The organism is Actinoplanes italicus (genome assembly GCF_003001815.1).
GTDB classification, from domain to species: domain Bacteria; phylum Actinomycetota; class Actinomycetes; order Mycobacteriales; family Micromonosporaceae; genus Actinoplanes; species Actinoplanes italicus.
This window is the reverse complement of record NZ_PVMZ01000017.1, coordinates 204028-230815: the sequence shown is the minus strand read 5'-3', so window position 1 is coordinate 230815 and position 26788 is coordinate 204028. Positions and strand designations below refer to the sequence as shown.

22 protein-coding genes are annotated in these 26788 nt (G+C 70.1%); 10 read left to right on the top strand and 12 right to left on the bottom strand.

The genetic code is table 11. The features are described from left to right. Nucleotides 1-277 precede the first annotated feature (277 nt). From CLV67_RS34630 to CLV67_RS34610, 4 genes are all read left to right on the top strand, one after another. Nucleotides 278-1219 carry an RICIN domain-containing protein gene (locus CLV67_RS34630; protein ID WP_106326061.1) on the top strand — a complete coding sequence of 314 codons (942 nt, stop codon included), beginning with the start codon at nt 278-280 and terminating at the stop codon, nt 1217-1219. 94 nt (nt 1220-1313) lie between these two features. Beyond that, the gene (locus CLV67_RS53790; protein WP_239166345.1) at nt 1314-2879 is read left to right on the top strand and encodes a glycosyltransferase family 4 protein; all 1566 of its coding nucleotides are present in this window, start codon (nt 1314-1316) and stop codon (nt 2877-2879) included. A 441-nt stretch (nt 2880-3320) separates the two neighbouring features. After that, nucleotides 3321-4040, top strand: coding sequence for a class I SAM-dependent methyltransferase (locus tag CLV67_RS34615; RefSeq protein WP_211304167.1), 720 nt, complete (start codon nt 3321-3323; stop codon nt 4038-4040). After that, nucleotides 4033-5055, top strand: coding sequence for a prenyltransferase/squalene oxidase repeat-containing protein (locus CLV67_RS34610; RefSeq protein ID WP_239166344.1), 1023 nt, complete (start codon nt 4033-4035; stop codon nt 5053-5055). The genes CLV67_RS34615 and CLV67_RS34610 overlap by 8 nt, the downstream gene beginning before the upstream one ends. Here CLV67_RS34610 and CLV67_RS34605 read toward each other — a convergent pair. The 6 genes from CLV67_RS34605 to CLV67_RS34580 all read right to left on the bottom strand — a co-directional run bounded on the left by CLV67_RS34605 (nt 5006) and on the right by CLV67_RS34580 (nt 10875). Further along, complete coding sequence (locus CLV67_RS34605) at nt 5006-5650, bottom strand: class I SAM-dependent methyltransferase (protein WP_106326055.1); 645 nt, start codon at nt 5648-5650, stop codon at nt 5006-5008. The two genes, CLV67_RS34610 and CLV67_RS34605, sit on opposite strands and share 50 nt — an antisense overlap. Nucleotides 5651-5743: 93 nt before the next feature. Then, complete coding sequence (locus CLV67_RS34600) at nt 5744-6136, bottom strand: PPOX class F420-dependent oxidoreductase (RefSeq protein ID WP_106326053.1); 393 nt, start codon at nt 6134-6136, stop codon at nt 5744-5746. Nucleotides 6137-6261: 125 nt separating this feature from the next. Next, complete coding sequence (gene mmsB, locus CLV67_RS34595; RefSeq protein WP_203737128.1) at nt 6262-7494, bottom strand: multiple monosaccharide ABC transporter permease; 1233 nt, start codon at nt 7492-7494, stop codon at nt 6262-6264. Further along, nucleotides 7491-9044, bottom strand: a complete 1554-nt coding sequence (gene mmsA, locus CLV67_RS34590; RefSeq protein WP_106326051.1) for a multiple monosaccharide ABC transporter ATP-binding protein — start codon at nt 9042-9044, stop codon at nt 7491-7493. Before mmsA ends, mmsB begins: the two co-directional genes overlap by 4 nt. A gap of 77 nt (nt 9045-9121) precedes the next feature. Beyond that, nucleotides 9122-10240 (bottom strand): multiple monosaccharide ABC transporter substrate-binding protein, encoded by a 1119-nt coding sequence (gene chvE / locus CLV67_RS34585; protein WP_203737127.1) that lies wholly within the window; start codon nt 10238-10240, stop codon nt 9122-9124. Nucleotides 10241-10467: 227 nt separating this feature from the next. Next, the gene (locus CLV67_RS34580; RefSeq protein WP_203737126.1) at nt 10468-10875 is read right to left on the bottom strand and encodes a DUF2000 domain-containing protein; all 408 of its coding nucleotides are present in this window, start codon (nt 10873-10875) and stop codon (nt 10468-10470) included. Between the two features lie 50 nt (nt 10876-10925). Here CLV67_RS34580 and CLV67_RS34575 point away from each other — a divergent pair, with 50 nt between their 5' ends. Continuing rightward, entirely contained in the window at nt 10926-11714 is a 789-nt protein-coding gene (locus tag CLV67_RS34575) for a helix-turn-helix transcriptional regulator (RefSeq protein ID WP_239166343.1), read from the top strand. Here CLV67_RS34575 and CLV67_RS34570 read toward each other — a convergent pair. Then, complete coding sequence (locus CLV67_RS34570; RefSeq protein ID WP_106326044.1) at nt 11692-13473, bottom strand: L-lactate permease; 1782 nt, start codon at nt 13471-13473, stop codon at nt 11692-11694. The genes CLV67_RS34575 and CLV67_RS34570 overlap by 23 nt on opposite strands. Before the next feature lie 258 nt (nt 13474-13731). On the opposite strand from CLV67_RS34570, the gene CLV67_RS34565 reads away from it, so the two are divergent. Next, on the top strand, nt 13732-14109 hold the full coding sequence (locus tag CLV67_RS34565; protein WP_239166342.1) for an HIT family protein: 378 nt from the start codon (nt 13732-13734) through the stop codon (nt 14107-14109). Between the two features lie 60 nt (nt 14110-14169). Next, a complete protein-coding gene (locus CLV67_RS34560) occupies nt 14170-14793 on the top strand; it encodes a dihydrofolate reductase family protein (protein WP_106326040.1) in 624 nt (207 codons plus the stop codon). 257 nt (nt 14794-15050) lie between these two features. On the opposite strand, the gene CLV67_RS34555 is transcribed toward CLV67_RS34560, so the two are convergent. From CLV67_RS34555 to CLV67_RS34545, 3 genes are all read right to left on the bottom strand, one after another. Further along, nucleotides 15051-17726, bottom strand: a complete 2676-nt coding sequence (locus CLV67_RS34555) for a molybdopterin-dependent oxidoreductase (RefSeq protein WP_106326038.1) — start codon at nt 17724-17726, stop codon at nt 15051-15053. Next, the gene (locus CLV67_RS34550) at nt 17723-18526 is read right to left on the bottom strand and encodes an FAD binding domain-containing protein (RefSeq protein ID WP_106326036.1); all 804 of its coding nucleotides are present in this window, start codon (nt 18524-18526) and stop codon (nt 17723-17725) included. Before CLV67_RS34550 ends, CLV67_RS34555 begins: the two co-directional genes overlap by 4 nt. Nucleotides 18527-18917: 391 nt before the next feature. Beyond that, nucleotides 18918-20858 (bottom strand): ATP-binding protein, encoded by a 1941-nt coding sequence (locus CLV67_RS34545; RefSeq protein ID WP_106326034.1) that lies wholly within the window; start codon nt 20856-20858, stop codon nt 18918-18920. Nucleotides 20859-21209: 351 nt separating this feature from the next. On the opposite strand from CLV67_RS34545, the gene CLV67_RS34540 reads away from it, so the two are divergent. Together CLV67_RS34540 and CLV67_RS34535 are read left to right on the top strand one after the other, a co-directional pair. Further along, nucleotides 21210-21836, top strand: a complete 627-nt coding sequence (locus CLV67_RS34540; RefSeq protein WP_106326032.1) for a DUF6230 family protein — start codon at nt 21210-21212, stop codon at nt 21834-21836. 69 nt (nt 21837-21905) lie between these two features. Further along, nucleotides 21906-23258, top strand: a complete 1353-nt coding sequence (locus CLV67_RS34535; protein WP_106326030.1) for a DUF6114 domain-containing protein — start codon at nt 21906-21908, stop codon at nt 23256-23258. 3 nt (nt 23259-23261) lie between these two features. Here CLV67_RS34535 and CLV67_RS34530 read toward each other — a convergent pair whose 3' ends face one another. Then, nucleotides 23262-24353, bottom strand: coding sequence for an NAD(P)/FAD-dependent oxidoreductase (locus CLV67_RS34530; RefSeq protein WP_239166341.1), 1092 nt, complete (start codon nt 24351-24353; stop codon nt 23262-23264). 124 nt (nt 24354-24477) lie between these two features. On the opposite strand from CLV67_RS34530, the gene CLV67_RS34525 reads away from it, so the two are divergent. Beyond that, nucleotides 24478-25293, top strand: coding sequence for a helix-turn-helix transcriptional regulator (locus tag CLV67_RS34525; protein WP_106326026.1), 816 nt, complete (start codon nt 24478-24480; stop codon nt 25291-25293). 8 nt (nt 25294-25301) lie between these two features. On the opposite strand, the gene CLV67_RS34520 is transcribed toward CLV67_RS34525, so the two are convergent. After that, nucleotides 25302-26753, bottom strand: a complete 1452-nt coding sequence (locus tag CLV67_RS34520; RefSeq protein WP_106326024.1) for a GGDEF domain-containing protein — start codon at nt 26751-26753, stop codon at nt 25302-25304. Nucleotides 26754-26788 lie beyond the last annotated feature (35 nt).

Sequence of the window (26788 nt, the reverse complement as noted above, 5' to 3'; positions counted from 1 at the left end):
GCGGGCGTCAGGCGACGTGCCGGTCGAGGTGATACGGGATGGTGAGGCGGGAAGACGCGATATTGCGGCTGAGCAGGAGATGGCTGGAACGAGAGCGGCGTGTTGTGCGGGGTGGGCAGCCGGTCTGCCGCGGCGGGTGAGGGTGGTTCGCGGGGTGGGCCGGTGTCGGCCAACGGATTTGGGTAATGGCAAACATCGACCGAACGGACCCCACGAGGGCTACTGAATGACGGTAAGTTGGGGCACCGGTGCCGGGACCGGGGGGTGTCAACGCCAAGTGGGCGAGGATCTGGGCGACAATCGCGATCCGTTGCTGGTGCGTCCGTTCGTTCTGCCGGACGGCGATCGGCAGGAGCCGCCACCCTCTGCCTCGACCTGGCCCGTGGAACAGACCGCCGGGGAACTTCCCACTCAGCTGCTGCCGGTCGTTGCGACGGCCGGTGATTCCGGGCCGGGCAAGCCGGACGTGTGGCGGCGGCGCTCGTTGGTGCTGGCCGGGGCCGGGGTCGCGGCGGTCCTGACCGTCGCCGGCTATGCCTTGCTGCGGCCGGATGACCGGGACGACGACTGGGCATCGTCACCGGCTCAGTCGCTGCCCGCGGCGATCGGACCGGCCACATCGTCCGAAGTCGGTCCCAGCGGGCTCCCGGGGGACGGCGGAGGCAGCGGCAGCGGCGACGACTCCGGCGATCCGGCCGGGACCACGCAGTCGCCTCGCGCCACGCCACCGTCCTCGGCGGTCGGCCCTCCCTCGGCCGGCACGTCCGCGGGCTCGTCCGCCGGGGCCACCGGCAGTCCGGCGACCGTGGTTCCGCCGCCGCCGGCTCAGCTGCTGCCCGACCCGATCGGTACGGGGCGCGGGCTTCTGGTCACCGGCAACGGCCTCTGCCTTGACCTGCGTGGCGGGGAGGCCGCTGACGGGCGTGACGTGGACGTCGACGACTGCAACGGCACCAGTCCGCAGCGGTGGCAGTTGAACTCCGATCGGACGCTCGAGGTGCTGGACATGTGCGCCTACGTGGTCGGTGACGGCACCGTCGAACTGACCTCCTGCGACGGACGCACCACCGCTCAGTGGCACCTGTTCAACAACGGCACCCTGACGAACGCCGCCAACGGGATGTGCCTCACCGATCCGAACTCCGGTGCCCGGCCCGGCAACGGTGTCACCGTGACGGTCTGCACCGGCGGCAACAACCAGCGGTGGTTCTTCCGCTGAGTTGCCGGCAGCCCCGCAAGCGCGGCGCATCACGCGTACGGGTAGGGGAAGACCGGTGTGATCCTTCCGGCTCAGGCGCGGCTAGGGTCATCTGGTGATCTCCGCGCCTCTTCGTATCGCCCTTCTGTCCTATCGGAGCAAACCGCACAGTGGTGGGCAGGGGATCTATGTCCGGCATTTGTCGCGGGAGCTCGTGCGGCTCGGGCATCGGGTGGAGGTGTTCTCGGGGCCGCCGCTTCCGGAGCTGGACGACGGGGTCGAGCTGACGGTTCTGCCGAGTCTCGATCTCTATCGTGAACCGGATCCGTTCCGGACACCCAAGAGGTCGGAGTTCCAGTCGCCGATCGACGTCCTCGAGTGGACGGCCATGTGCACGGGGGCGTTTCCGGAACCGTTGACGTTCTCGTTGCGGGCCTGGCGGCATCTGCGGGAGCGGCTGGCCGAGTTCGACATCATCCACGACAACCAGTGCCTCGGGTATGGGCTGTTGCCGTTGAGCTGGACCGATACGCCCCTGGTGGCCACCATTCACCATCCGATCACGGTTGATCGGGATCTTGAACTGGCGGCGGCGCCGGACTGGAAACGGCGGCTGTCGCTGCGGCGGTGGTACGCGTTCACACGGATGCAGGCTCGGGTGGCCCGGCGGCTGCCGTGGCTGACTACCGTGTCGCACGCCGCGCGGGACGAGATCGTCGAGGCGTTCGGGGTGCCGTCCGAGCGGCTGCGAGTCATCGGGGTCGGCGTCGACGTCGACACGTTCAGCCCGGCCCCGAAGGCAGCCGGTGAACTGTCCAGCGCAGCCCGGGAAGCAGACGTTGACACGTTCAGCGCAGCCCGGGAAGCAGAAGTCGACACGTTCAGCGCAGCCGCGGAGGCGAAATTCGAGGCATTCGGCGCGGCTCGGGCAGCGGAAACCGAAGCCGACGCGGAGAGCGGGGCGGAGCCGGGGACCGCGGGCCCGGCCGGCGATGGCGGCGATGGCGGCGATGGCGGCGATGGCGAGGCTAAGCGGGCTGCGGCATGGATGGACGGCGGTGTAGGGGCCGCTGATGGGCGGATCGTTGCGGTGGCCAGCGCGGACGTTCCACTCAAGGGGTTGCCGGAGCTGATCGAGGCGGTGGCGAAGCTTCGTGCCGATCATGACGTCGAGCTGGTCGTCGTCGGGTCGGCGCGGCCGGACGGGGCGGCCGCCCGGGCCATCACCCGGCTGGGGCTCGACGAGGCGGTGCGGTTCGTGTCGGGGATCTCCGACGCGGAGCTCGCGGGCCTGTTCCGGTCGGCGACGGTGGCGGCTGTTCCGTCCCGGTACGAGGGTTTCTCGCTGCCCGCGGTCGAGGCGATGGCCTGTGGGGTTCCCCTGGTCGTCACCACCGCGGGGGCGCTGCCTGAGGTGACGGGGCCGGACGGGCTGGTGTCGCTGCACGTACCGCCGGGTGATGCCGAGGCGTTGTCGGCCGCGATCGGGCGGCTCCTCGACGACGAGCCGCTGCGCCGACGGCTGGGCGCCGCGGGTCGCCGTCGGGTGGTCGAGCAGTTCACCTGGCGGCGGACGGCGATCCGTACCGCCGAGTGGTACGCCGACGCCATCGCCGCGCACCGGGCGAAGACCGGCAAGGGCGCGAGTCCGGATCCCAGCCGGGCGGTTCCGGCCGGTTAGCCACGCGGACCGGCCGCACCGGCGGCGCGAGGCAGGCCCGATGCAAGGCCCGCCGGTGCGGCGCGGGCCGGCACCAGGCAGGCACCGCGAGGCAGGCACCGCGAAGCAGGCACCGCGCAGCAGGCACCGCGCAGCAGGACCGGCGCAAGGCCGGCCCGCGAGAGGCGGAACTGCGCAAAAGGCAAGCCGACACGAGGTAAAGCGGCGCAGGGCAGGGACCGAGGCGGAGCGGCGCAGGGCAGGGACCGAGGCGGAGCGGCGCAGGCGAGGACCGAGGCGGGGCGGCACGAGGCGGGGCGGGCTGGGGATGGGCCGGGGACGGTCTAGATCGAATGGGGGACCCTGCCGCATCAGGGGGAGCGGACCGCCAGCGACAATGCACGAGGGTTACTGACCAGTAGGCCCGGCACGGGCAACGAAAGGGCGGGTAGGAACACATTGTTGACCGTCGACTACGACCGGCTTGATGTGCGGCCTGGGATGCGGGTCCTCGATCTGGGTTGCGGCGAGGGCCGGCACACCTTCGAGGCGTACCGGCGGGGCGCGGATGTCGTCGCCCTGGATCTGAACGAGAAGGATCTGGCCACTACCGCGTCGTGGTGTACGGCGATGGAGCTCGCCGGGGAGGTCCCGGTCACGGCCAGCGCCACGACCGTCCAGGGTGATCTGCTGTGCCTGCCGTTCCCGGATGCCAGCTTCGACCGGATCATCGCGTCGGAGGTGCTGGAGCACATCCCGGACGATGTGACGGCGATCCGGGAGATGACCCGGGTGCTGCGGCCGGGCGGGCTGGCGGCGGTGACGGTGCCGCGCTGGCTGCCGGAGCGGGTGTGCTGGGCGCTGTCGGACGAGTATCACGCGAACGAGGGCGGTCACGTCCGCATCTACAAGGAGGACGAGCTCTCCGACCGGCTGCGCTCGGCAGGGCTGACGGTGACCGGCAACGGGTTCGCGCACGCGCTGCACAGCCCGTACTGGTGGCTGAAGTGCGCCATCGGCGACGCGGGGCTCACGAAGGCGTACCACAGGATGTTGGTCTGGGATATCACCGACAAACCGGCTCTGACGCGGGTGCTGGAGCAGGCGCTGAATCCGCTGATCGGCAAGAGTGTGGCGATCTATCTGAAAAAGGAGGAGGTGACCGTGGGTGTCGGTGCCTGATCTACCGGGCGTGCTGAGCGCCGACGACATCCGGGCCACGGTCGCCAGCATCGCCGCGGAGCAGGAGGCCACCGGCGCGATTCCGTGGCATGAGAAAGCCCAGCTCGACCCTTGGGATCACGTCGAGGCCGCGATGGCCCTCGACGTGGGCGGGGAGACCGAGCGGGCCGAGGCAGCCTACGACTGGCTGCGTCGTACTCAACGCGCTGACGGGAGTTGGGCGTCGCGCTACGAGAACGGGGTGGTCGCCGACGCCACGGCCGAGACGAACCACGCGGCCTATCTCGCGGTCGGCTGCTGGCATCACTTCCTGTGCACCGGTGACGAGGACTTCCTGGCCCGGCTGTGGCCGGCCGTCAGGGCCGCGCTGGATTTCGTGACCGGGTGCCAGGCCGCCGGCGGGGAGATCTGGTGGGCGGCCGGTGACGAGGTGGCGCTGCTGACCGGATCGTCGAGCATTCACCAGGCGCTGCGCTGCGGAATCGCGATCGCCGACCGGGTCGGTGAGCCGCAGCCGGACTGGGAGCTGGCCGCCGACCTGCTGGGGCACGCGATCCGCCGGCATCCGGAGGTGTTCGCCGACAAGAGCCGGTACTCGATGGACTGGTACTACCCGGTGCTGGGGGGCGCGCTGCGCGGGGAGGGCGCGACGACCCGGCTGCGGGAACGGTGGGACGAGTTCGTGGTGCCGGGCCGCGGTGCGCGCTGCGTATCGGATCAGCCATGGGTGACGGGTGCCGAGACGTGCGAGCTGGCGCTGGCACTCGATGCGATCGGTGACCGCGACGCCGCGACCGGGCTGGTCGCGGCGATGCAGCATCTGCGGGAGCCGGACGGTTCGTACTGGACGGGGCTGGTGCTGACCGACGGGGTGCGCTGGCCGGTGGAACGGACCACGTGGACCGCAGCGGCGGTGGTGCTGGCCGTCGACGCCCTGCACGCGGCCCATCCGAGGTCGGAGATCTTCAGGACGCCGGGTGTCGGCGCAGCAGCCGCAGCGAACCGCGGCCGGTGAGCTCGGTGTAGCCGCCGCTGTCGAGGGCTTTGCGGTAGATGCGGTAGGGCGCCTGCCCGCCGTCGGCCGGGTCGGGGAACACGTCGTGGATGGCGAGGACCCCGCCCGGCGCCAGGTGCGGTGTCCAGCTGTCGAGGTCGCGCTGGGCGGATTCGTCGGTGTGGCTGCCGTCGAGGAACAGCAGCGCCAGCGGCGTGGACCACAGGCCCGCGAAGTCCTCGGCGCGCGTCACGACGGCGACGACGACGTCCTCGGCGCCGGCCAGCGCGATGGTGCGGCGGAAACCGGGCAGGGTGTCGATCTTTCCGACGGCCGGGTCGACGAGTCCCGGGTCGTGGTACTCCCATCCCACCTGGTGCTCCTCGGAGCCGCGGTGGTGGTCGACGGTCACCACCTTGCCGCCGCGGGCGCGGGCCGCGGCGGCAAGGTAGAGCGTCGATTTGCCCAGGTAGCTGCCGACCTCCAGGATCGGGCCGGCGGGTGCGGCGAGGGCGGCCTCGGCGAGCGCCCGCCCCTCGTCGGCCGGCATGAAGCCGTCCGCCTCGGCGGCGGCGGTCAGTAGTTCCTGGTCCAGCACGATCGGCGACGACAGCATCGCGTCATCATAAGATCAACACCACTTTGATCGTACGGAAGGAGCAGTGTCCAACCGCAACCACCGCCGAACCGCAACCGGCCCACGAGGTTGTCAGTGACCGCCGGCAAAGGTCGGGCGAACGTAGATGATCACCCGGTCGGCCGCGTCCTTGGGCGCGTCGGTGCCGAACGGCGCGCTGTAGCGCTTGGCCAGCTCGACGTAGAACGAGCCGGTCGGGTCGGGGTCGATGTGGTCGACGACACCGCGGATCTCGACGTACCGGTACGGGTTGTCCTGGTCGATGATCGACAGTGCGACGGCCGGGTTCGCGGTGATGTTCCTGAACTTCTTGCGGAAGTTCGTGTGCGTGAACTTGATGAACTCGCCGTCCCACGCATACCACATCGGGTTGACCTGCGGGGTGCCGTCCTCCCGGATGGTCGCGAGGTCCGCGAACAGCGGCCGCTCCAGCAGGTCGAGCAGCTCGTCGGGAATGCTGGTCATCTCATGTCTCCTCGTCGTTCGGCCGATCGGTGCCAATCGTGCCGCAGCAATGTAAACAGCGCCGCCCGGCACGAGGCCGGACGGCGCTGTACCTTCCCCCCGGAAGGCTTACCCACGCGCGACGCTTACTTGCCGCGACGCTTGTTCACGATGTCGAACGCGACGGCCGCGATGAGCACCAGGCCCTTGATGACCATCTGCCACTCGGGGCGGACGTTGGTGATCGACAGGCCCATGTTGAGCACACCCATGATGAGCGCGCCGATGATGGCGCCGGTGACCTTGCCGACACCGCCGTTGACCGCGGTGCCGCCGATGAAGGCCGCGGCGATGGCGTCGAGCTCGTAGTTCTGCCCGGCGGCGGCGACCGCCGAACCGGCACGGGCCGTGGTGATGACCGCGGCGACACCGGCGAGCAGGCCCATGTTGACGAACAGCAGGAAGTTGACCCGCTTGGTCTTCACGCCGGACAGCATGGCGGCGGGCAGGTTGCCACCCATCGCGTAGATGTGCCGGCCGAAGATCGTGTTGTTCATCAGGAACGAGTAGAGCAGCACCAGCAGCGCCACGATGATCAGCACGATCGGCATGCCACCCGCGCTGTTGGCCAGCAGCCAGGTCAGGTAACCGATGGCGCCGACGCCGACGACCAGCTTGCCGACGAAAGCCGCGAACGGCTCGGTGCGCAGCTCGTTGCGGACCAGCTCGCGGCGGGTGCGGATCTGACTGACCGCCAGGCCGATCGCCGCGATCGCACCGATCAGGACGGTGACCGCGTCGAGGTTGCCGATGAACCCGAGCGAGTTGGGCAGCGAGCCGTTGGCCAGGGCGTTGAAGTCGCTGGGCAGGCCGCCGACCGTGGTGCCGACGTAGTTGATCGCCAGACCGCGGAACAGCAGCATGCCACCGAGCGTGACGATGAACGCCGGGATTCCGACGTAGGCGACCCAGAAGCCCTGCCAGGCGCCGACGATGCCGCCGAGGATGATCGACAGCACGACCGCGACCGGCCAGGACACGTCCCACTGCATGATCATCAGCGCGCAGATGCCGCCGACGAACGCGACCACCGAGCCGACCGACAGGTCGATGTGACCGGCCACGATGATCATGACCATGCCGATGGTCAGCACGAACACGTACGCGTTCTGCTGGATCAGCGACACGACATTGTTCGGCAGCAGCATCAGGCCGTTCGTGTCGAACTGGAACCACAGCGTGATCACGACGAGCGCCGCGATCATGGCGTACTGCTTGAGGTTCCCGCCGAGGTAGGCGGCGAGCGAGCCGCCCTCGGTCTTCTTCTCACCGGAACCGGGCGAGGACGCCGGCGCCGGAAGAGTGGTGGACGCGCTCACCGTGTTGCTCCGCTCTTCTCCATGGTCATGTAACGCATGAGGCTCTCCTGCGAGGCCTCCGCACGGGGCAGCTGACCGGTGATGCGCCCCTGGCTCATCGCGTAGATCCGGTCGCAGATGCCGAGCAGCTCCGGCAGCTCGGAAGAGATCACGATGACGGCCTTGCCGGAGTCGGCAAGCTTGTTGATGATCTCGTAGATCTCGTACTTGGCGCCGACGTCGATGCCCCGCGTCGGCTCGTCGAGGATCAGCACCTCCGGCTCGGCGAACAGCCACCGGCTCAGCACGACCTTCTGCTGGTTGCCGCCGGAGAGCTTGCCGACCTGCACGTCGACGCTCGGGGTCTTGGTGCGCATGTCCTTGCGGAACTGCTCGGAGATGGTGATCTCCTTGGCGGAGTTCACGACACCGGCGCGGGCGATCTTGCCCAGTCGCGCGGCGGTGGTGTTGCGCTTGATGTCCTCGATCAGGTTGAGGCCGTAGTGCTTGCGATCCTCGGTCGCGTAGGCGATGCCGTGCTCGATGGCCGCCGACACGTTCCTGATCGACACCTCTTCACCGTGCAGGAACAGCTTGCCGGTGATGCCGCTGCCGTAGCTGTGCCCGAACACGCTCATAGCCAGCTCGGTGCGCCCGGCGCCCATCAGCCCGGCGATGCCGACGATCTCGCCGGCCCGCACGTTCAGCGACGCGTCGTCGACCACGATCCGGCTCGGGTCGTTGGGGTGGCGCACGGTCCAGTTCTCGATCCGCAGGATCTCCTCGCCGACCGTCGACACGTGGTCGGGATAGCGGTTCTCCAGGTCTCGGCCGACCATCGAGCGGATGATGCGGTCCTCGGACACCGGCTCGGCGCCGTGCATGTCGAGGGTCTCGATGCTCTGGCCGTCGCGGATGATCGTCGTGCTGTCGGCGATCGCGGCGATCTCGTTGAGCTTGTGCGAGATGATGATCGAGGTGATGCCCTCGGCCTTGAGGCTGCGCAGCAGCTCCAGCAGGTGAGCGCTGTCCTCGTCGTTCAGGGCCGCGGTCGGCTCGTCGAGGATGAGCAGCTTGACCTTCTTGGACAGCGCCTTGGCGATCTCGACGAGCTGCTGCTTGCCGACACCGAGGTCCATGATCTTGGTGTCCGGCTGCTCGTCCAGGCCGATCCGCTTGAGCAGGTCGGCGGCCTGCCGGTTGGTCTGCGCCCAGTTGATGACGCCGCCCTTGGCCCGCTCGTTGCCGAGGAAGATGTTCTCGGCGATCGACAGGTACGGGCTGAGCGCGAGCTCCTGGTGGATGATGACGATGCCGCGCTCCTCGGAGTCGCGGGTGGTCTTGAACTTGCAGGTCTCGCCCTCGAAGACGATGTCGCCCTCGTAGGTGCCGTGCCCGTAGACACCGCTGAGCACCTTCATGAGGGTGGACTTGCCCGCGCCGTTCTCGCCGCAAATGGCGTGGACCTCCCCGCGGGCCACGCTCAGCGTGACGTCCGAGAGCGCCTTGACGCCCGGGAAGGTCTTGGTGATCCCCCGCATCTCCAGGATCGGGGTCGTGTCGTTGGCCATCGCACAACTCGCTTGCTCTAGGTCGTCCGGGGGGACCGGCCGGGCCCGCAGAAGGTGGGCCCGGCCGGAAGATCTACTTACAGGCCGAGCTTGTCGGCGGTGTAGAAGCCCGAGTCGACCAGCTTGGACTTGACGTCCTCCTTGGTGACGACGACCGGCGGGAGCAGGTACGCCGGGACGACCTTGACACCGTTGTTGTAGGTCTTGGTGTCGTTGGTCTCGACGGTGCCGCCCTTGACGATGGCGTCGACCATCTTCGCGACCTGGTCGCCCAGGGTGCGGGTGTCCTTCCAGACCGTCATGGCCTGCTTGTCGGCGAGGACGTTCTTGGTGTTCGCCAGGTCGGCGTCCTGACCGGTGATCAGCGGGTAGTCAGCGCCCGGCTTGTAGCCCTTGGACTCCAGCGACTGCGCGATGCCCAGCGCGAGCGAGTCGTTCGGGGACAGGACGACGTTGACCTTCTTGCCGCCGGTGTAGAACGAGTTGATCCGGTTGTCCATCTCCGCCTGCGCGGTCTCGGACTTCCAGCCGGTGATGGAGACGGTCTTCCAGTCCTCCTCGCCGGCGATCTTCTTGCCGGACGGGATGACCAGCTTGCCGCTCTCGACGTACGGCTTGAGGACGTCCCACGCGCCGTTGAAGAAGAACTTGGCGTTGTTGTCGTCCGACGAACCGGCGAAGGGCTCGAGGTTGAACGGGCCCTTGCCGTCCTTGAGGCCCAGCTTGTCGACGATGAACTCGCCCTGCAGCTTGCCGACCAGGTAGTTGTCGAAGGTCGCGTAGTAGTCGACGTTCGGCGTGGCGTTGATCAGGCGGTCGTACGCGATGACCTTGATCTTCGCGTTGGCGGCCTTCTCGAGGACCGGGCCGAGCGCGGTGCCGTCGATCGAGGCGACAACGAGAACCTTCGGGTTCTGGTTGATCATGTTCTCGATCTGGGTGATCTGCTGCTCGACCTTGTTGTCGGCGTACTGCAGCGAGGTCGTGTAACCGGCCTTCTTCAGCAGGTCGTCGAGGTGCGCGCCGTCGTTGTTCCAGCGCTCGAGGCTCCGGGTCGGCATGGCGATGCCGATCAGGTTCGAGGAGGAACCGCCGGACGACGCCTCCTCGGTGTCGCGGGTGTTGCTGCACGCGGTGGTCGCGGCCAGCGTGGCGGCCATGGCGACGGAGGCGAGGACCCGGAAGTTCTTGGACACCTCGGCGTCTCCTTTCTATCGGGCCCGGAGCGGGCCGCTGTAGCTTCGATTTGTTGCTGCCGACAACATACGGCTCTTACGAGGGAGTTTCACGAGGGGGTTAGTAACGGCTGCGTAACACTCCCTGTTACCGAGAGGGCTTCTAGCGGGTAACAAGAGGCGAATGTCCGCACGTTGCGTAACCACGCGCGTGCCCTGGTATTTGTTGGCGACAGCTACTAATCGACTCAGGGGTGCATCCGCGCGCCCTTGACGATCTTGTCGACGGCGTTCCGCGGCCCGTGCACGGCGATCCCCACGAGGTCCAGATCGGCGGTGGCGACCGCCCGGACCGCATCCCGGTTGGCCGCGTCGTGGGCGGTCGCGAACAGATCCGAGGTGAACACCGCCATGTCCACCCGGCCCAGGCCACGCGCGTGTGCCGCGGTCAGCAGTTCCTTGCCCGCCTCGAACACCATCACCGGCTGACGGAACATCGGCAGGTACTCGACGTCGCCGCCGTCGCGGTACGGCAGCCCCACCAACTCCGGGACGGCCGTGCCGAGGCCGGAGACGAGGAAGGCGGTCACATTCAGGCGCTGCCAGGTGAGCAGATCGTCCCGCAGCAGTACAGCGATCTTGGAGTTGAACCTCATGCGCCCCATCGTCGGCCGAGGGCTCCCACCTGGTCTTGTACGATTTTGACGTGCACCGGCTGGAGGCCTGGCGGCCACCGCTCGACGGCGTGGCGGAAGTGCTGCACGCCCACTTCGACGAACACGCCTACCCCATGCACGCCCACGACACCTGGACCGTGCTGCTCGTCGACGACGGCGCCGTCCGCTACGACCTCGACCGCCACGAGCGCGGCGCCTTCGGCGACCTGGTCACCGTCCTGCCACCACGCGTCCCGCACAACGGCACCTCGGCCCGGCCCGGCGGCTTCCGCAAACGCGTGCTCTACCTCGACGAACACCTACTGCCGGCCCGGCTCATCGGCGCCAGCGTCGACACCCCCGCCATCGTCGACCGCGACCTGCATCACGCGATCTCCCGGGTGCATGCGCTGGTCCGTACCACCGGGGAGGAACTCGCCGCCGAAGGCCTGCTCGCCCTCGCCCTCGCCCGGCTCCGCAGCCACCTCGGGGATCCCGCTGACGACCGGCCCGCCTCTCGCGCCGCCGCCCACGCGCTGCGTGACCTGCTCGAAGAGCACATCGTCGACGGGTTGCCCCTGTCCGCCGCGGCCGCCACGCTGCACTTCGACGTGGCGCACCTGGTCCGCTCGTTCCGCCGCGAGTTCGGCATGTCACCGCACCAGTACCTGATCTCCCGCCGCGTCGACACCGCCCGCCGCCTGATCCTTACCGGACAGCCGCTGCGATCCGTCGCCGCCGACAGCGGCTTCCACGACCAGCCGCACCTGAACCGGCACTTCAAACGCATCCTCGGCGTCAGTCCCGGCCGCTTCCTCAGCGCGGCACCATCCAGCTGAGCACCGGCGTCCCCTGCAGGGTGACCAGCACACACATGAACAGCAGCAGCACCAGGCTCCAGCCCACCACCCGGCGGAAGATGTCGCCCTCCTTGCCGGCCATGCCGACCGCCGACGCCGCGATCGCGAGGTTCTGCGGACTGATCATCTTGCCGAGCACGCCACCGGACGAGTTCGCCGCCGCGAGCAGCACCGGATCCAAACCCGCCTCGGTCGCGGTCTGCACCTGCAACGCCCCGAACAGCGCGTTCGCCGACGTATCCGAACCGGTCACAGCAACCCCGATCCACCCGAGGATCGACGACAGGAACAGGAACACCCCACCCGCCGCCGCGAACAACTCCCCCAGCGTCGCCGTCTGCCCGGACTGATTGAGGACGTACGCGAGAGCCAGCACCGCCATCACCGTCACGATCGCATGCCGCAACTCGACATAGGTGCGGCCGTACGCCTTCAGCGCCTCCACCGGACGGATCCGCAGGACCACCGCCGTCAGCAACCCCGCCAGGATCATCAGGGTGCCCGCCGCCGGCAGCCAGCCGAACGTGAAGTTCGTCGAGGCCAGAGGCTTGCCGTTCGCGCCGATGACATCCAGTCCCGGCCACGGGAAGACCACGGTCCACGGCTCGCCGGCCAGCGCCTGCTTGACCGGGCCCAGGTTCGCGATCGAGAAGATCGCGATGATGATCAGGTACGGCGCGTACGCCCGCAGCACCTCCGCCGGCGGATCCCGCAGCACCGCCGCCGTCGCTCGCCGGCCTTCGCTCGCTCTTTCGCCCGCGCCTTCGCTCGCTGCCGGCTGTTGTCCCTTCGCCGCGAGCGGCGTCGGCTCCCGCGAGGGGTCCGAGCCGGACGACTCCTGCGGGACACGGCCGGGATCGGGCGTCGCGTGCAGGTCGGGCGATTCCGACGGGCGCCAGAAGCGCAGCAGCGCCACCACGGCAGCCGCCGAGATCAGGGCGGCGATGATGTCGGTCAGCGGGACCGAGATGTAGTTCGACGCCACGAACTGGCCGACCCCGAACGTCAGACCCGCGATCAGCGCGACCGGCCACGTCTGCCGGACACCGCGGCGGCCGTCGACCACGGCCACCAGCACCAGCGGTACGATGACGGCGAGAATCGGCGTCTGCCGGCCGACCATGGCGCCGAGCGTCTCGGTGTTGAGCCGCGGATCGGCGACCGCACCCGACGTGACCGTGCCGAGCGTGACGATCGGTGTGGCCAGGGCTCCGAAGGCGACCGGAGCAGTGTTCGCGATCAGCGCCACCGCCGCCGCCCGCAACGGCCGGAAGCCGAGCGCCATCAGCATGACCACGGTCACGGCCACCGGCGTACCGAATCCGGCCAGCGCCTCCAGCAGCGCCCCGAAACAGAACGCCACGATGATCGCCTGGATACGCATGTCCGGGCTGACCCGTTCCATCGACCGGCGCAGCACGTCGAAGTGGCCACTCACGACCGTCAGGTTGTAGACCCAGATCGCGTTGATGACGATCCACAGGATCGGGAAGAAGCCGAACGCGGCGCCCTCACTCGCCGACAGCAGCGCCTGGCCGACCGGCATTCCGTAGACGGCGATCGCCACGACCAGGGCGACACCGAGCGAGATGAGCCCGGCCAGCCAGGCCCGCATACGGACCGCGCCGAGCAGAACGAAGAGTGTCAGCAGCGACAGCGAAGCGAAGATCGCGGAGAGCGCGACGGATCCGGCCACCGGGTCGGTCACGATCGTGAACTGCTCGAACATGACAGCCATCCAGGTTTATCGATCAGCTGTCCCGCAATCTAGTCCCCTTCGAGCAAACCGCAACCCAGCCGGTGAGTGCCCACGCGACTGCGCGGGTGGGATCACGGCTGGTGGTCCCGTCCACACGCTCTTACCCATCCTAGGAGGCTAGCTTCGTTGGGCGTACCAGAGAATGGTCTTGTGGGTGATTGGCGGACGGATCGGGTGGGGTCATCGCTGCGTGGGGAGAACCCGACGGTTCTGCGGCGGTTGGCGGGTGGGTTCGCGGTGATCGGGGATGTGCAGTGGCTGCCCGGCTATTGCGTGCTGCTGACCGACGATCCCGCAGCTGATCGGCTCAGCGACCTGCCCCGGCCGCGACGGCTCGCCTTCCTGGAGAGCATGGAACGGCTCGGCGAGGCGGTCGAGCGCGCCTGCTCCGGCTCGGATCCGGCCTTCCGGCGGGTCAACCTGGAGATTCTCGGCAACACCGATCCGTTCCTGCACGCTCACGTGTGGCCCCGGTACGACTGGGAGCCGCCGGAGATCGTCGGCGGCCCGGTGTGGCTGTACCCGCGGGAGAACTGGTCGGATCCTGCCCACGCCCTCGGACCGCGGCATGATCCACTGCGCGCCCGGATCCTGCGTCACCTCGGATCTCAATGACCGATGAGATCGCGGCGCGACGCTGGTCTCCCCTTCTGACACCGACGACCGGAGGACACGATGGGCACGATTCACATCGACCTGTTCACGACGCTCGACCTGGTGGCCCAGGCGCCGGGTGGCCCCGACGAGGACACCGAAGGAGGCTTCCCGTACGGCGGATGGCAGGCGCCATTGATCGACGAGACTGTCGGCTCGCAGGTCGCCCAGGGCATGGAGGGCATGGACGCGCTGCTGCTCGGACGGCGCACCTACGACATCTTCGCCGGCTACTGGCCTCACCAGGAGCAGGGTTCCGACGGCGGGATCGCGCGGACCCTCAACAGCATCCCGAAGTACGTCGCCTCGCGCGGCAAGCCGGACCTGAGCTGGGCGGACTCCACCCTGCTCGGCGCGGACCTGGGCGACTCCGTGAGGCAGGTACGCGACAAGCACGAGAACGTCCACGTGATCGGCAGCGTCGATCTCGTACAGACGCTGCTGCGGGAACGGCTGTTCGACCGGCTCAACCTGTGGGTCTACCCGATCGTGCTGGGCACCGGCAAGAAGGTGTTCCGGGACGGGGCCCTGCCGTCGAGCCTGACTCTGCTGGAGCCGCCGGTCGCCTCCGCGAACGGTGCCGTGCTGCTGCGATACGCCCTCGCCCCCGGGTCACCCGCCACCGGTGACATGACGGCCCACTGACCGCTCTCGCTGCCCGGCTGTCGTGCACGGTTGTCGCTCCGAGACTGCCGTGTGCGACAGCCGGGTCGCTTGCTCTTGCGGGGAGGGTGGCGTCGTTCGGCTGAGTCGACGGGGCGCCATCCGCCGCTGGACGATCAAGCTTGGCCGAGAGGCGTGGCTGGGTGTGGTGGGTGGGGGCGGGCGGGTAACGGGCGCGTGGTGCCGCGTTTCGGGTGAGTGCGGGAGCGTCCGGGGTCGGCATACGTGTCGGGTGGGAGCTAGCCGGAATGGTGGAGGGCCTGCCAGATTCGGTCGGCGGTGTAGGGGAGGTCGGTCAGACGGACGCCGATGGCGTCGCGGATGGCGTTGCCCAGGGCCGGGGACACCGGGTTGTACGGGGACTCGCTCATCGACTTGGCGCCGAGCGGCCCGATCGCGTCCGTCGTGTCGGCGAAGTGCACCTCCGTGAACGGCACGTCCGCGAAGGTGGGCAGGTGGTACTGCCGGAAGGCCGCCGTGGTCACGTGACCGCCGGCGTCGACGTCGACGTGTTCGGCGAGCGTCGCGCCGATCGCCTGGGCCACGCCGCCCTCGATCTGGCCACGCAGCTGGAGCGGGTTCATCACGGTGCCCGCGTCGGCGCTGTGCACCGAGCGCAGGATCCGCAGCTCACCGGTGCCGGGATCGACGGCTACCCGGAACCACTGCGCGTTGAAGGACACCGACCGGGGCGTACCGTCGAAATGTCCTCTCTCGGTCATGGGCCCGAGCCCGGTGAGGCTGATCCCGTCGACGGTCTCGGCGGTGAGGTAGTGCACCTCGGACGGTGACCGCTCGGCGGCCGCCAGGATGCGGGCGCGCAGCGCACGGGCCGCCCGGAGCACGGCCTCCCCCGCCACGACGACGCCGGTGGACGCGAACGCGCCGGTGTCGTGGCGGACCACATCGGTGTCGGACTGGCGGATGACGATCCGATCGGGTGTGGTGTGCAGCTCGTCGGCGACGATCTGGGCGTGCACGGTGGTACTGCCGTTGCCGAATTCGGCGGTGCCGACGGCCAGTTCGTAGCGGCCGTCCGGCAGCAGGGTGACGGAGGCGTCGGCGAAGTGTCCGCCGGGCGGTCCGGCCGCGATCATCGCGATGGCCATGCCGTCACCGACGAGCCAGCCCTCCGGCGGCGAGGAGGCGGCAGAGGAAGCCGGAGAGGAAGCGGCCGCCCGCATGCGGTCGAGGCACTGGTCCAGGCCGTAACTGCCGATGCCCAGGTCGGGGACGTGCGAGCCGGGCGCGGTCAGGTCGTCGCCGGGCCGGACCACGTTGAGCTCGCGGAACGTGACGGCGTCCATGCCGATCATGCGGGCCAGTTCGTCGAGGACCTGCTCGACGGCGAAGGTGACCTGGCCGAGCCCGTACCCGCGGAACGCCCCGGACGGGACCGTGTTGGTGTAGACGGTGTGCGCGTCGGTACGGATGTTGGCACATCGGTAGACGGCGACCGTCTCGTGGCAGCCGTGGTGCATGACGGACGCGCCGTGGTTGCCGTAGGCACCGGTGTCGACCAGCACCGTGAGCTGCAGGGCGGTCAGGGTGCCGTCGGTACGGGTGCCGGCCTTCACGGTCATCACGAACGGGTGCCGGGTGGTCGCCGCGGTGAACTGCTCGGCGCGGGTGTACTCCCACTTCACGGGCCGTCCGGTGCGCAGCACGGCCAGCGCGACGAGGTCCTCGACCAGCATCTCCTGCTTGCCCCCGAACCCGCCGCCGACACGACCGGCGACGACGCGTACCCGGTCGGCGGACAGTCCGAACAGCCGGGACACGGCCCGCCGGGTGAGGAACGGAGTCTGTGTGCTGGACCGGATGACCAGGCGATCGTCATCGTCGAGCCAGCCGACGGCGCCGTGCGTCTCGAGGCTGGCGTGCTGCACCCGCGGGGTGCGGAACGTGGCCTCGTAGACGGCGTCGGCCTGCGCGAACCCGAGATCGACGTCACCGATCGCGGCGTGCAGCTCCCCCACCACGTTGGCGTCGGCCCGCACGATGCCCTGGGCCACGCCCTTGTCGCCGTGCACCAGCGGCGCGCCCGGTTCCATGGCGCGTTCGGGGTCGATGACGGCGGGCAGCACGTCGTACTCCACGCGCAGCCGGCGCACGCCCTCCTCGGCGGCGGCCTCCGAGGTGGCGACCACGGCGGCGACCCGCTGGCCGGCGAAGCGCACGACGTCGTCGAGGACACGGGTGTCGTACGGATCCTCGGCCTCGTTCTCGTGCTGGGCGGTGGAGAAGAGCCGTTCGGGCGCGTCCTTGTGCGTGAGGATCGCCTCGACGCCGGGCACCGCCAGGGCCTCCGACGCGTCGATCGACAGGATGCGGGCATGCGCGTGCGGGGAGCGCAGCACCTTGAGGTGCAGCAGGCCGGGGACGTCGAGGTCGAACGTGTACCGGGCGGTTCCGGTGACCACCGCGGGGCCGGCGGGCGCGCCGAGATTCGCGCCGACGGCGGAGCCCGCGCGGGGGCACACGGCCGCGGGGCGGCCCTCGATGGCATCGGTGATCGCGCGATAGCCCGTACAGCGGCAGAGGTTGCCTTTGAATGATCTCGGCAGGTCGTCACGCTGTGCATCGGTGAGGGCGGCCGCCGTCATGATCATGCCGGCGGTGCAGAAGCCGCACTGGAAGCCCTGGGCGTCGAGGAAGCCCTGCTGGACGGGGTGCAGCCCGCCGCCGGAGGCCAGGCCCTCGATCGTGGTGACGCGGCGGCCGGCCGCCCGGAATGCCGGGTAGACGCAGGAGTGCACCGGTGTGCCGTCGACGTGGACCGTGCACGCTCCGCAGTCGCCGGCGTCGCAGCCCTTCTTGACGCCGAAGCAGCCCTCCTCGCGCAGGTAGGTGCGCAGGCACTGGCCGGGGCGGGGTGTGCGGTCGTGCGGTGTTCCATTGATTTCGATCGTCATGTTGGTCGCCTTCCGGCCAGCAGATCGGTCCGGATCTGCGTCGCGTAGTGACGGGTCAGATGCCGCCGCCAGACCGGGCGGCCGTGGACGTCGTCGACGTACTGCGAGGCGGGGATGGTGTCCAGGGCGGCGTCGAGGCCGGCCGCCGACGGTGCCTCGGGGAAACGCAGGACGTGCGGGCGCCGGGTCGCAGCGGTCACCGTGAGTGAGAAACCCCCGGCGGGCTCGGCCCGGCCGATCAGCAGGACGGCCGAGCGGCCATGACGATGCAAGGACCCTCTGCGGTACGCCGTACGCGAGCCGAGTGCGGCCGACGGCAGGTGCACCGCCCGCAGGAACTCGCCGTCGCGCAGCACGGTCGTCCCCTCGCCCGTCACGAACTCGGCGGCCGGCACCCGGCGCTCGCCGCCGTCCGGCCCGACCAGCACACACGTGCCGTCCAGCGCGACGCTCAGCGAGATCATCGGCCCGGCCGGGAGCGCCGCGCAGAGGTTGCCGCCGACCGTGGCCACGTTCCAGATCTTGAACGAGGCCAGGAACGCGTGGCAGCACTGGAGCACGATGCCGTACCGCCCGAGCCCGGAGGCCAGCTCGGCGATCGTGCAGGTGGCCGCGATCTCGACGCCGTCGTCACGCACGGTGAGTGGCGGCCACCCGGCGGCCGCCAGGTCGAGCAGCCGGGTGATGTGCGGGCGCGGCTCGCCGAGCAGGGCGGTCCCCCCGCCCAGCCAGGCGTCGCCGGGACGCCACTGGCCGGGCTCGGCAGGGCTGATCACTTCGGTGACGGTGTGCAGATCCACGAAATCACGCTACGCGCACCATGTTTCCGTTCTCAGCGATCTTCGTGCGCTTCTCGAGCCGGTCTCACGTTCTCGCCGGATCGGCGCTTTCGTCTCTGATCGCGCGTGAAGTGCCTGCTCAGGGCCGGGCATCGACGTCGGGGAAACGACGCCCGTGGAGGTGCTCGATCTTCGTGGTGGCCATTCGGAATCACCGCTGTGTACCACTTCATCGTCGTTCCGATAACGATCGAGCGGTCGGGGCCGGTCTCCGCCAGGCCGTCGCGGCCGAGATGCGGGAGACGCCGCGAACCTCACCCCCGCTCGCGTCGCCTCGCGCCCTCCGCAGATCTTGGGACGTTGCGCCTCGCCACCGACCACAACCTCACAAGATCGCGCGGGGGTTCTAGCTCTAGACGTGGGCTGGGGACTTGGGCTCGGTGGGGGTGGGGGCCGGCGTCGCGGGCAGGGTCAGGGTGAACGTGCTGCCCCGGCCCACGACGGACTGGACCGCCACGGTGCCGCCGTGGTCCCGGACGATGTCGCGGACTATGGCGAGGCCCAGGCCCGGGCCCTGGACCGCCTGGTCCATGGCGTTGCCGGCGCGGTGGAACGGGGTGAACAGGCCGGGCACGTCCTCGGCCGGAATGCCGATGCCGGTGTCGGTCACCGAGACCGAGACGGTGCGGGGGTCCGCGGTCATCCGGCAGTCGACGCTGCCGCCGGCGGGGGTGAACTTTATCGCGTTCTCGATCAGCTTACGCAGGGCCCGTTGCAGCTGGGTGCGGTCTCCCCGTACCCAGGACTCGGGTGTGTCGAAGTTGACCGTGAGGTCCTTGGCCCGCGCCGCGTTGTGCAGTTCGTGTCGCACCATGCCGGCCACGGCGGCCAGGTCCAGGACCTCCGCCTGGACGGTGGCGCCGTGGTCGGGACGGTCGAGCAGGACCAGGTCGCCGATGGTGTCGTGCAGGCGGTGGGCGTTGCGCAGGATGGCGCTCAGCGCGCGTTGCTGCAGCGCGGTCAGTTCCGGGCCGTCGTCGTCGGACATCATCTCGGTGTAGCCGAGGATGCTGGTCAGCGGGGTGCGCAGCTCGTGGGTGACGGTCTGGATGAACACGTCCTTGCGCTGGTCGAGCATCCGCAACTCGGTGATCAGGCGGGCCTGGGTGTCCTGGACGCCGAGCTGGTGCAGGACGCGTTCGATCTCCCGGACCACCCCAGCGAGCAGCCGTTGTTCGGCGTCGGTCCAGGAGGGTGCGGCGGGCCGGCTGACGTGCAGGTACCCGGCCCGGCGGTCGGCGTCGCCGCCGACGGCTATCCAGACGCCGCCGTCCGGGCGCACGCGGAGGTGGCCGGAGCCGTCGCCGAGAATCTCGGTGATGTCGCCGGCGGGCAGGTCGGGCGCGCCGGACGGCCAGTTGACGCGCAGCTTCCCGGTGCCGGGCACGGCGATCTCGCAGTGCACGGCGTCGGCACTGACGGCGGCGCCGATCAGTTCGGCGATGCGGCGGCCGGCCGCGTCGGGGTCGCGCGTCTCCTGCATCTCGGCCGCGACGGCCTGGCGGAGACCGGCCCGCGCGGCCCGGGACTGCTCGGCGGCAAGGAGACTCTCGGTCTGTGCGGCAAGATCATTAAGGGCTTTGACGACGGTACGCAACTCGGGCGCGCGTACCGGTTCGGCGCGGGCCGAACGGTCCCCCGCGGTGAGCCGGCGCATGGTCCCGCTGATCCGCTTGAGCGGGACGAGCAGCTGCCGGCGGACGGTCTGGGCGACCGCGACGCCGACTATCAGGATGGCGCCGGTCAGGATCGCCGCGATGATGTCCATCCGCCGGTGGGCCGCGTCGCCGTCGGTGACCACCTTCTGGCGCTCCTCGGTGATCGAGGACGCGACGGCCGCGTTGACCAGCCGGAACTCGTCGAACAGCTGTTTGCCGTAGACGGAGTGGGTCTGGTTGCCGGCCACCATCCCGGAGTCGACGATGGGCAGGGCGTACCTGTCGAGCCAGAGCCGGGCGGCCTCGCGCTCGCGGTCGAGCAGGCGGTGGGTGCCGGTTCCGTCGACACCGGTGGCGACGTCGTCGAGCGCCGTGAGGGCGGCGGTCCAGCCTCTCTCGTACGGCTCGAGGAAGGCTTCCTGGCCGGTGATCTGGAAGCCGCGTATGCCGGTCTCCGCGTCGGTCATCCGCTGCAGGACGCGGTCGTTGGCGATCTCGGCGCGGGTGACCCGGTCGATGCGATCCTCCTGGTCGGCGCGCAGCCGGGAACCGGCGCCGAACTGGACCACCAGAAGGATCACGAAGAGGACGAAGAGGGCGGCAAACCCCACGTTGAGGCGACGCTGCACGCTCATCGGCGGCGGTCCTCGCGGGCGGTCATGCCTCTCAGTTCGGCAGGTTGGTGGCGAGACCTAAGACACACGACAGCAAATTCACTTCGTTATCCATCCGCAATAAACCAAGACTTGCGTACCGCGGGTAACGGGTAACTCGCCAGCCTCGATCCTAATGTCGGAAATTTCGGACAGGTGCGTGGCGGGCGTCACTCAACGTCATTCTTGATCTAGTGACGCGGGTTACTGACCGGTAAAGCAAGCCCTTGTAGTCGTCGCCCCCGAGCGGCAACATTTCCGGCACATTACGACCGCGACCATCGATGTGCCTCGCTTCGTCAGTCGCCGGTCCCACCATTCCAAGGAGGTTCCGTGGAGGATGCGCAAAGCGCTCCGGCGTACGGGCGCACCAACTGGCGCCGCTTCGCCGTGGCGGTGGGTGTACCGACAGTCGTCGCCGGTGGCCTGGTACTGGCGCTCGCCGAGGGCGCCCTGGCCGCGAACTTCACCGTGTCCGGCAAACAGTTCAAACTCTCCGCGGAACGGCTGGTCGGCAACGGCTTCACCCAGTACAGCGGCGAACTGCCCACCAACGACAAGGAGAACTACCCCGGCGGCAAGATCCCGGCGGCGATGTCCGGCATCAACACCGCCGACCTGTGGAACCTCTGCCAGTCGGTGGCGGTCGGGCCGGTGACCCTGCGTATCGAGGCGGGTGCTGATCAGGACAACCCGGTGCACGCCGAGGACCTGCTGATCGGCATGTCCACGCTCGGCGGCAACGCCACGTTCAAGGACATCCAGATCGGCCTGGACGGCTCCACGCTCGACGCCGACGGCGCGTCCAGCCACGGCGCCCCGCTCTCCTTCGGCCAGCAGGCCAAGTCGGTCGAGATCCTGAAGCTGCGGCAGGAGGCCTACTACACCTCGGCCTCGACCTTCGTCCTCAACGGTATGAACCTCAAGCTGCACATCGGCGGCTCGCACGAGTGCTACTGACCTCGTTTGCCGGGCTCGCGGAGCAGCCTCTCCGCGGGCCCGTTCCTTTCAACATGGTGGAGGGCCGGCGTGGCGACGGAGAACATCGGGGACAGGTTCCGGCGGTGGCGGCGGGGCCGGCCGTTCTGGGGCGGGCTCTTCATGATCCTGTCGGGGCTGGAGATGTTCGCCAGCGCGAACATGGAGCTCGACAACATCAAGATCCATATCGGGCCGCAGGGCTTCTACTCGTACCTGCTCCCGGTCATGATGATCGCCGCCGGAACGCTGACCTGGTTCTCCCCCGCGCAGCGCCTGTTCTACGGCGTGATCGGCATCATCACCGCGCTGTACTCGTTCATCGGTCTCAACCTGGGCGGCTGGATCGCCGGCATGCTGCTCGGGATCGTCGGCGGCGCGCTGGTCGTCGCGTGGGGCCCGCCCTCGCCGAACGCGCCACAGACGACTCCCTCCGGCGACCGCCCGACCGAGGAGATCGAGCCGGGGCCGCGGCGTCGGCCGGGCCCCGGCAAGGCGCTGCTGATCATCGCGCCGCTGCTGCTGGCGGCCACCGTGACGGTCGCCGGCAACCGGCCCGCCCAGGCGGCGGAGTGCCCGGAGGGCCTGCCGTCACGGAAGGCGTCCCCGAGCGCGACCGCGGCCAAGCCGAAGCCGAAGCCGACCACGGCCAAGCCCGGGGCCACGCCCACCACCACGGGCACGGCCTCCCCCAGCACCTCACCGTCGGCGTCGCCGGCACCGACCGAGGAGGGCACCGGCAACCCGATCCTGGACGGCATCAACGACTTCTGGGAGGGCGTCGGCGACTTCTTCACCGGCGGCGGCAAGGAGGAGTCCGCATCACCGGCGCCGAGTGCGTCTGCCCCCACTGCCCCGGCGCCCACGGCCACGAAACCCGGCGCGAGCCCTTCGGCGTCGCCGTCCGCGTCGGCCTCCAGGACACCGAAGGCGGAGGAGATCCCCTGCCTGGGCGCCCGGCAGATGGGCGTGCTCGCCGACGACGACGGCATCCCGCGTGCCGGTGCGAAACCCGGCGTGGTCAAGGCCGCCTCGGTGACCATGTACAACTCGTCGTACGACGGGGTGGCCGAGGTGCCGACCGGCAACGGCCCGATCAAGTCGCTGAAGTTCACCATGGACAAGGTGGTGAACAAGCCGTTCACCCTCACCATCGACGAGCCGGGCGACGCCACCACGGTCATCGAGAGCGGCGAGCTGATCCTCGACGGCAACGTCGAGTTCTACAGCCCCACCTTCAAGGGCAAGCTGTTCGGCCTGATCCCGGTCACGTTCACCCCGGAGTCGCCGCCGCCGCTGACCCTGCCGGTGCTGTGGTTCACCGATGTGACGCTCGACCTGGCGTACGTGCGCTCCGACGTGCTGACCGCCAAGCCCCTCGACATCGCAGAGGAGACGGCCTGACCGCTACGCCGCGCCGAGCAGGCCCCGGTAGTCGCCGAGCCGGAACGTGCCCTTGAACTGCACGGAGGCCGCGGCGTCGAGGAAGCCGAACTCGGGCGCCCAGCCGGCACCGCCGTCCGGGCCGAGACTGAGGATGACGGCGTCGGGGAACGGCTCGTACGCGGTGAGCGGCCCGCCCTCGATCAGGGCACGGATGTTCGCGGCCGCCACCTCGCCCTGACGCCCGGCGGCACGGCCGGTCTTCAGCTCGGGCGAGTCGTTCACGTCCCCGACCGCGAAGACCCGCTCGTGCCCGAGGACCCGCAGGTGCTCGTCGACCGGCAGCCGCCCGGCCGGCGTCCGCGCGGCGGCGAGCTCGGGCCCCAGGTGAGCACCCGGCACCGTGGCGCCGTAGCAGGCGAACCACAGGTCGGCGTCGACCTTCTCGCCGTCGGCGGTGACCACGGTGAACGCGCCGACCGTACCGGCCGGGGTGTCCGGCGGGGTGTCCAGCCCGGCGCCGAGCAGCACCCGGACGCCCAGGTCGCCGAGCTGCCGGGCCACCTCGGCACGCAGCTGCCCGGTGAACCGGCCGCTCAGCAGCTCGGGCGCCGGGTCGACGACGGTCACGGGCCGGCCCGGCCAGGCCGCCGCGATCTCGGCGGCGAACTCCAGCCCGGTCGGCCCGGCACCGAGCAGCAGCACCGCCGACGCCCGGTCCAATGCGGCGTGCTTCTCGCTCAGCCGCCGCAGCGCCTCGTCCCGCCCGGTGCCCTCGACCCCGGCCGGGAACGCGGCGGCCGAGCCGGTGGCCAGCACCACGTAGTCGGCGTCCAGCCGCTGCCCGGAGGCGAGCCGCACCGAGCCGGGCCGCACCTCGGCGGCGGTGTCACGGACCAGCCGGCCACGGGACAGCAGCCCGTCGTACGGGATGAAGATCCTCTCCCGCCAGGCCGGGTCGGCCGCCGCCCGCAGCTGGGCCACCTGATGCACGAACGTCTCGCGCGGTTCCACCAGCGTCACGTCGGCGATGTCGTCGAGCGTCCGGGACACCACGATGCCGCCGTAGCCGCCGCCCACCACCACTACCTTCGAAGCCATGTCCGTTGAAGCCATGTCGAATCACCTCTCGTCGGGTTCGGCTCGACACTTCCGCGGTCCGCGGACGGCAGGGAGACCGCGCTCAGAGTGGTAGTCGCGGGGTCACCTTCGCGGACCCGGGCGGCGTTACAGTCGGCCGGTGAGCGACAACGAGCTGGGCAACTTCCTGCGCGCCCGGCGGGCCGAGGTGACGCCGGCCGAGGTCGGGCTGCCACCGGGCACCCGGCGGCGGACCCCGGGCCTGCGGCGCGCCGAAGTGGCGATGCTCGCCGGGGTGAGCGTGGAGTACCTCATCCGGCTCGAGCAGGGCCGCGACCGGCGCCCGTCACCGCAGGTCCTGGCCGCCCTGGCCGGGCCGCTGCGGCTGACCGCCGCCGAGCGCGCGCATCTCTACCGGCTGACCAAGAGCGGCGCGATCTGCGGCGGGCTGGTCCAGGCTCCGGAGCGGACGGTACGGCCCGGTCTGCGGGCGGTGCTCGACCAGCTCGAGCCGGCCGCCGCGATGCTCGTCAACCAGGTCGGTGACGTGCTCGCGCACACGGCCGGCATGCGGCGCCTGGCCGGGCCGATCGGGCTGCTCGACGGCGATCCGCCGAACATGATGCGGTACGTGTTCACCGACGCGCGGGCCCGGACGGCGCTCCCGGACTGGGCGCACGTGGCCGACGAGCAGGTGGCGATGCTGAAGGACGGGCCGCCACGGCCCGACTTCGCGGGCGAGCTGACCGTGCTGGCCGGGGCCGAGTTCACCGGCCGGGCCGAGCGGGTGCCGGGGCTGCCGCGGGCGCACGGGGTGCTGCGGCTGGCGCATCCGGAGGCGGGGGCGCTGCGGATGGCGTACGAGATGATGGTCCTGCCCGGTGATCAGGGTCTGCGGCTGGTGACCCATCTGCCCGCGGATGAGGCGACCGCCGAGGCGCTGCGGCGGATCTCGCCCCTGCGCCTGGTGGGCTAGGCACTGGGCTAAGCCGCGTGCCGGAGGAATGTGCCCTTGCCGGCGCTCTTGGCCGCGTACATCGCGGTGTCGGCGCGGCGCAGCAGGGTGGCCAGCGGTTCGTCGCCGGTCCGGATGGTGGCCAGGCCGATGCTGCCGCCGACCGTGACCGTGTGGCCCTGCACCCGGATCGGCTCGGCGATCCGTTCCAGCAGGCGGGCGGCCACCTCCTCGGCGTTCTCCCCCGCGCCGGTCAGCAGGATCGCGAACTCGTCGCCGCCGATCCGGCTCACCAGGTCGCCGGAGCGCAGCTCGGCGTTCATCCGCTGGGCCACCACGATCAGCACGTCGTCACCGGCGGCGTGCCCGAACGTGTCGTTGACCGGCTTGAACCCGTCCAGGTCGAGGATCATCGCGGTGACCTCGTCGTGCTCGCCGGCCAGCACCCGCGCCGCCCGCGCCTCGAACTCGGCCCGGTTGAGCAGTCCGGTCAGCCCGTCGTGGTGCGCCTGATGCACGAGCGTGTCCCGCTGCTCGCGCAGCACCGCCGCCAGCCGGCCGACCGTGAGCAGGGTCATGAACTGACGTAACAACACCAGCGAGAACGTGGCCAGCAGCGTCCACACGAGCACCGGATCGAGCCGCCCGGCGTGCGCCTGCCGTGCGGCACCGACCGCGACCGCGCAGACCACGGGCGCGTACGGCAGCAGCGCCCACGGCCGGAAGACCAGCGACTCCAGCCCGCCGTCGCCGCCCCGGGACGCCGCCAGGCGGCTGGAGATCGCCATCACCCAGGCGCCCATCACGAATCCGGCGCCGACGCCGTTGGCGTACCAGACCACGCCGTCGACCTCGTTGCGCAGGCCGCCGAGCAGCGTCAGCGCCTGCGTCAGCGTGGCCGCCGCCAGCATCTGCTGGGCGCTGGGGCCGCTCCCGGTCTCGGCGCCGGCCAGGGTCACCAGCGCCAGCGCCGCCGCGAGCATCAGCAGACCGACCAGGACGAGCTTGTTGGTCCAGTCGCCCGCCCGGCTGCTGCTGCCGGCGAAGACGAACGTCCAGGCCAGCGCGAAGGCCGCGCCGAAGACCGCGGCCACGTCGAGTGCCCGCCGGGCCGCCGCGATACCGCGCAGGCGCGGCCAGGCGAGGATCAGCGCCACCGGCACGAACCCCGCCGCGGCCGTCGACAGGAGGCTGCCCGCCAGGGCGACCGCCGGCAGCACGGTCACCGAGGCCAGCAGCAGCACGTTGCTGAACGACCACATCGCGCAGGCGAGCGCCCCGCAGCCGAGCGCCACCCGGATCGGCCGCGGGATGCCGCCGTCGGTCATCCGGCGCCGGTAGAAGAAGGCCGCATAGCCGCTGGCCGCCGCGACGACCGCGTCGGAGAGGGCGAAGGTGGCGTACAGCGGCAGAAGGAAGTGGAGGCACTGCACCACCAGTGCGACGGCGGCGCCCGCCCCCAAGGCCGTCCGCAACCGCATGCCCACCTGTGTCACGGTACGATCCCGCGCGCCGG